The organism is Halomonas sp. ANAO-440, assembly GCF_019915905.1.
In the GTDB taxonomy this organism is placed as follows: domain Bacteria; phylum Pseudomonadota; class Gammaproteobacteria; order Pseudomonadales; family Halomonadaceae; genus Halomonas; species Halomonas chromatireducens.
Map to the genome: position 1 here is coordinate 1 of NZ_JAHXBV010000059.1, position 4,136 is coordinate 4,136.

General features: G+C 57.9%; 4 protein-coding genes. All 4 read right to left on the reverse strand.

What is annotated here, in order from left to right; all coding sequences use genetic code 11:
- Positions 1-524 (reverse strand): DDE-type integrase/transposase/recombinase (locus tag KZO25_RS20190; protein WP_223138221.1); only part of this gene is annotated, 524 nt, incomplete at its 3' end.
- A 35-nt stretch (positions 525-559) separates the two neighbouring features.
- Complete coding sequence (locus KZO25_RS19825; protein ID WP_223138222.1) at positions 560-871, reverse strand: DUF1153 domain-containing protein; 312 nt, start codon at positions 869-871, stop codon at positions 560-562.
- Between the two features lie 149 nt (positions 872-1,020).
- Positions 1,021-2,196: a PQQ-binding-like beta-propeller repeat protein gene (locus KZO25_RS19830; protein WP_223138223.1), complete on the reverse strand. Its 1,176-nt coding sequence runs from the start codon at positions 2,194-2,196 to the stop codon at positions 1,021-1,023.
- A gap of 34 nt (positions 2,197-2,230) precedes the next feature.
- A partial coding sequence (locus KZO25_RS19835) for an RHS repeat-associated core domain-containing protein (RefSeq protein ID WP_223138224.1) occupies positions 2,231-4,136 on the reverse strand: 1,906 nt, incomplete at its 5' end.

Sequence of the window (4,136 nt, forward strand, 5' to 3'; positions counted from 1 at the left end):
GCGGTGACCTGCCCTGCTTCGTCGCGCTCGAGCACGGTCTCGCGACCCATTCGGCCCAAGGCGCCGGATCGATGCACCAGGGCCTCTTCCAGCGCGGCCTCGGCGGTCTTGCTACTGCCATTGTCCGATAATCGCCAACCAAGGATCTCTCGTGTGCAACAGTCGATAATCACCGCCAAGCTGGCTCGTCGATCCTTTCCACACCACACGTGAGTAAGATCAGTAGCCCATCGCTCATCAGGCCTTGAGGCGACTGACGGCAGGCTCCTGGCGCGTGGGCGGAAGCCTTGAGGTCGTTTGCGCACTTGCCAGCCCTTCAGTTGCAAGATGCGCTGGATCGGCTTGCGGTTCTCACCCAATACGCACGCCAGACGGCGATAGCCATAGGTAGGGAACCGTTCCAGAGTCAGCTTAACTCTGCTGGCCAGCTCGGTATTGATCACACGGCGGCGCGGCTTGGGCCGGTAATACAGGCTTCGCCGGGGGAATCCCAACCAGCGGCAGAGCTTGACGAGCGATACCACGTGGCCTTCCTCGGCCAGTTGCGCCTGCAGCGACCTTACGAGTTCTCGTCCTCGTCGAGCAGGCGCTTGAATTTTTTTAGTGCATAGATCTGCAGATGGGCTTCACCCAGTGCCTCCTTGATCTCTCGGAGCTCGGACTCGTACTGCTCACGGATGTCCTTGGGGCGGGCTTTGAATCCGTTCTCCATGTTGCGTTGGGCCTCATCGATCCAGCCCTCGACCTCGGAGACAGTGAGGTCGTATTGGCGAGCCACCTCAGCCACCGTGATCTTGCCCTTGAAGATGTCCATGACCACGGCAGCCTTGCGCTTCGCGGTCCATCGCTTGATGGGGTTGTCGTCGTTCATCCTGTCCTCCTGATCGCTGCACTATAGCCTGTGCAGCTCTGGAGGGGGTCACTTCAGATGCCTGATGCTGCCACAAACATAAACTTAGTAATGGAACCGCCCTGGACAGAAGAATAACCAGCCTTTCCCATCACACCCAAACAGATAGACTATTCCAACACATAAACATGGCCGTCGATACTGCCAAAATAAACACGCCCATCAACTACTGCTGGGGCAGAAGCTATACCTGCTCCTGTTTCATAACGCCACTTCTTTTCGCCTGTATGTCGATCAACGGCATATAGGTAATGGTCATGGCTTCCAAAGTACACTGTATCTCCAGCAATGGAAGCCGCCCCTCTTACGAAGCCTTCTGTTTCGAACCTCCAAACGATCTCACCGCTTTCGGCGTTCATGGCATTCATGTAACCATATGCTCCAGTATGACCTCCCCCATCATCGCCAAAGAAAGCGACATTGTCAGCCAGGCTGACTGATGACATGCTTGAAAATTCAATGGGAAACTCAGACTCCAACTCTCCGCTAACTTTATTTATTTTGGCGACCGCACTTCCTTCATCGCCATTTATCAGGGCATAAATATAGCAACTTTCTATCACCGGGGTACTAAAATGCCAGTGCTTATCAGTTGGCGGGGTATAACTCCATTGCACGCCCCCATCCTCAGGTGAAATCGCATAAATCACCTGCGAGACATCTTGAAAATAAAGCACTCCATTAGAAACAAGTGGCTGTCTATCGCCTCCTGAAATGGGATGTCTCCAGACTTCTTCTCCAGTCGCCAAGTCCAATGAAAATATGTAGTTAGACATGGATGCCAAAAACACCATGTCGTTGTAGATTGTTGGGGAGTCCATTCCCGAACGATCATCTGTCTCAAATTTCCAGCGCTCCTCCCCTGATTCTGGGTCGATTGCCATCAAGTAGCTTCCATCGTCCTCTTCTGAGAAGAGACGCCCCACTAGGAGGACGTCTTCGTTCATTGTGATCTGAAAGCTGGGCTGCCCCCCTAGATTTTTCTCCCACAACAATGAACCATCGTCCTGATTGACTGCATAGACCCCACCATCAAAATCAACAAAATACACTACACCGCCATAGACCAATGGCGTACTAAACACGGCAGCACCTGCATCAAACTTCCAAGCCAGGGCCGGACCACTTCTCGGTCCAGCATCCTCATATACGCCACTCCTTTCCAGGTTAGCTTGGAACATTGTGGAGTCGGCCATCAAAGCTGATGATGATGTCAAAAAAAAGAAAGAAGCCAACAAGCCTATAGCTATAACCTTGCCTGGCAAAACCGTTTTTTCAATAGTCATGTAACACCCTTGCTCTTGAGCGTAAACTTATAGTTCACCTGCGCCCACGCGGTATTTCCAAATCCCCAATTGAAGGATCGAGACAGCTCTGATAAATTTCACTTAGCTGCTCATCAATCCCCGCATGACGGGTGACATCCTCTCGGGCTATCTCAAATATTCTTTCGTGATAGCTTCTTTCAGCGCGATCTAAGCAGGCATTATAATTACCTTCGGCAACATCTGGCGAAGCCCCATAAATTAACTGGTTTCGTTTTTTCTGCCCGCAACCGTCGATACGGTTACCTCTTGCTTCCTCAGCCATATCAATATGCTGCTCCACGATAGCGGGCAGCTGAGATACACTGCTTGCCGTAGCAAGATATTGCGCTGCACACCACGCCTCGCCTCTTAATTTTTCTGCTCCCACCAGCAATCGGACACTAGACAACCCCAGCGGATCCACCATCCCGGTCGGGTTGGTCACATATCCATACAGGTTCCTGCCACCCTTCAGGCCAATCGGATCCTGGCTGATGTATCGGCCCTGCTGCGGGTCGTAGTAGCGGTGGCGATTGTAGTAGAGCCCGGATTCGTCGTCATGCCACTGCCCCTGGAAGCGGATCGGCTGTGCAGCTCTACCCTGCTCGTTGGTTACTGCCGCCCAGTCGTCGGGTTGGGCCTGCCACAGGGTGTCGCCTCTCGGTGTGACGAGTTGCATCGGCGTGCCCAGGGCGTCGGTGACGTAGGCGCTGATCTGCTTGGGCGCGTCGTGGCCGGCTTGATCGATTCTGAGCATCGGCACGAAGCTGCCCGGCTCATAGACCACGGTGGTGCGTTGGTTCTCTTTCGCTTCGTGCACGAGCCTGTCGCCGTCCCATCCGTAGTGGGTGGTGGCGGTGATGCCGTCGTCATGGCGTACCGTCTTGGCGATGCGACGGCCCAGGGCGTCGTAGCGGTAGCTGGCCTCACTTGTGGTGCCTGCGGCGCTGGTGCGGGTCAGCTGCACCAGGCGGTTGGCGCCGTCGTAGCCGAGGGTGAGGCGTTCACCATCGGGCTGCTCCCGCTCGATCAGGTTGCCGGCACCATCGAAGCGATAGCGGCTGCCGTCGAGTTCGTTGAGCTGGTTGGCTGCGTTCGGCCGCGCGGGTTCACCCGGCTGGGCGTTCAGCCGGTTCCCGGCGGCGTCCAACGGGTAACGGTGGGCACGGTCGCCGTGCTGGCTGGCGATCAGCCGCCCGGCAGGGTCGTAAGTATAGGCGATGATCGGGCTAGAACTGCCCTGCCCGGAGCTGCGGAAGCTGAGCCGGCCGAGGGCATCGTAGCGGTAGTGCTGCTCGCCTTTGGCGCTGCCGGGACCGCGCAGGCTGAGGCGGTCCAGTTGGCCGAGTTCGGTATAGCCACGCTCGAGGATCAGCGGCTGGGGCTGACCGGCACTGCTCAGGCGACGCTGGGTCTCGCGGTGCAGGGCGTCGGGCTCGAGAGCGAGTTCGAGGCCCAGTCCGGGCGCGCTGAGGCCGTGCAGGTGGCCGCTGCCATAGGTGTGCCAGGCGAGTTCGGGCAGTTCGCCGTAGCGGCTGGCCTGGGGCGCGCCGGTGGCGGTTAGCCGCTGCTGGTGCTGCCACTGCCAGGCGGCGTCATCGCCGATGGCATGATGGCGCTGGTGTTCGCCGATGGGGCGCCCCGCGGCGTCGTAGGCGAAGGTAACCTCGACCTGGTCATTGCCGACGCTGCCGAGCTGGCCGTCGGCACGCCATTGATAGCGTTCGGTGCTGGCCGGGGCGTGCTCGGTGGCCGGCAGGAGGCGAGCGGTCAGGCGGCCACTGGCGTCGTACTCATAGCGAATGGCGAGCGCTTGCCCGTCGAGGCCGTGCCGGCTGACTTCGGTGCGCTCGATCAGCTGGCCGGCGGCATCATAGGCGTAGCGCTGCTCGCGGCCGTCCGGGCCAGTCTCGCTGACG